The organism is Pseudomonas sp. JV245A (assembly GCF_032424515.1).
Taxonomy (GTDB): Bacteria; Pseudomonadota; Gammaproteobacteria; order Pseudomonadales; family Pseudomonadaceae; genus Aquipseudomonas; species Aquipseudomonas protegens.
The window spans coordinates 1-1,150 of sequence record NZ_VYKE01000401.1 but is presented as its reverse complement, the minus strand read 5'-3'; the positions used below and the strand labels follow the sequence as shown (position 1 = coordinate 1,150).

At 67.1% G+C, this 1,150-nt stretch carries 3 protein-coding genes; 1 reads left to right on the top strand and 2 read right to left on the bottom strand.

Annotated features, from left to right (window positions below; genetic code table 11):
• On the top strand, window positions 1-292 hold a 292-nt coding region (locus tag F6S12_RS32010), incomplete at its 5' end, for an AraC family transcriptional regulator (protein WP_315869891.1).
• An 18-nt stretch (window positions 293-310) separates the two neighbouring features.
• Here the strand turns inward: F6S12_RS32010 and F6S12_RS32005 are convergent.
• Together F6S12_RS32005 and F6S12_RS32000 are read right to left on the bottom strand one after the other, a co-directional pair.
• Window positions 311-982, bottom strand: a complete 672-nt coding sequence (locus F6S12_RS32005; protein ID WP_015635740.1) for a methionine ABC transporter permease — start codon at window positions 980-982, stop codon at window positions 311-313.
• On the bottom strand, window positions 979-1,150 hold a 172-nt coding region (locus F6S12_RS32000; RefSeq protein WP_315869892.1), incomplete at its 5' end, for an NIL domain-containing protein. The genes F6S12_RS32000 and F6S12_RS32005, both read right to left, overlap by 4 nt.

Below are 1,150 nucleotides of genomic sequence, written 5' to 3'. Positions count from 1 at the left end.
GTTGATCCAGCGCCCCGGAGAAGCCTGGCCCCTGGAAAGCATGGCGGCCCTGACCGGGCTTTCGCGCTCGGCGTTCTTCAAGCGGTTCAATGAACTGGCCGGGCAATCCCCGGGGCAGGTACTGCTGGCCCTGCGCATGCGCCACGCCTGCCAGTTGCTCAAGGCCAACCAGACAGTGGAGCAAGTGGGCGCCGCCGTGGGCTATCAGTCGATCGCCGCCTTCACCCGGGCCTTCACCAAGGCCGTGGGCCTGCAGCCCGGGGCCTATCGCAAGCAGCACGAAGGGCGCTGAAACGCGCCCCGAATGTACTCAGCGGCGATGGGCCAGGGCCCGCACCAGGCGGTCGCCGCAACTCTGTACCCCCTGTACCAGCAGCACCAGGACCAGCACCGTGGCCACCATGATCTGGTTGTTGAACCGCTGATAGCCGTAGCGAATCGCCAGGTCCCCCAGGCCGCCACCGCCGATGACGCCGGCCATGGAGGAAAAACCGATCAGCATCACCAGGGTCAGGGTCAGCCCTGCCAGCAGGGCCGGCAAGGCTTCCGGCAGCAGCGCCTTGAAGATCACATGGCCGATGTGCCCGCCCATGGCCAGGATCGCCTCGACCCGACCGCGGTCCACTTCATCCAGGGCGTTCTCGACGATCCGCGCAAAAAACGGAAAGGCGCCGATGGTGATGGGCACCACCGCGGCAGTGCTGCCCAGGGTGGTACCCACCACCAGCCGGGTCAGGGGGATCAGCGCAATCAGCAGCACCACGAAGGGCAGCGAGCGCCCCAGATTGACCAGCCCGCCCAACAGCCGGTTGAGCCTTGGCATGGGGTACAGGCCGCCCTTGCGGCTGATGAACAGCAGCACCCCCAGGGGCAGGCCGATCAACAGGGTGAACAGCGAGGCCAGCAGCACCATGTACAGGGTTTCACCCGTGGCAGTCAGCAGCAGCTGCGCCAGTTCCTGCCAATCGAGGCTGCGGTTCACAGGCGTTCACTCCGAATTCCTCGCTGGGCCAGGGCCGTCAGCAGTTGTTGGAATTTGCCGGCGTCGGCGGGGGCGGCGGCGATGCGCAGGCGCCCTACCCGCCGGCCGCCTACCGCTTCGACACCACCGGCCAGGACCTTGAGCTCCAGCGCCTGCTGGCGGCTCAGT